We start from the raw sequence: 292 nt of genomic DNA on the forward strand, positions 1-292 counted from the left end.
TAGTCGCTCCACACCAGCCCGAGGCCGACGCCCGCGACCAGCAGCGCCGTCCCGGCGGCGAGCACCCGCCGCGCCCGGCCGCCGGCCGTCCGGGCACCCCGCCGAACCGCCGTTCCTGGAGCGCGTCCACGAGCTGAACCTGCTGCGCGGCGCCTACCAGGACACCGTCCGCCGCCAACTGCCGCACCTGGTCACGGTGCTCGGCGAGCCCGGCATCGGCAAGACCCGGCTGATCGGCGAGTTCGCCGCCTCGCTGCGCGACGGCGCCGGACCGCCGGCGCCCCGGGTGCTC

At 78.1% G+C, this 292-nt stretch carries 1 protein-coding gene; it reads left to right on the forward strand.

Annotated elements, in window-relative coordinates; genetic code table 11:
* On the forward strand, positions 1–292 hold a 292-nt coding region (locus ABD308_RS29275; RefSeq protein ID WP_344341091.1), incomplete at both ends, for an ATP-binding protein.

The sequence above is a fragment of the Kitasatospora putterlickiae genome (assembly GCF_039527695.1).
Classification (GTDB): domain Bacteria; phylum Actinomycetota; class Actinomycetes; order Streptomycetales; family Streptomycetaceae; genus Kitasatospora; species Kitasatospora putterlickiae.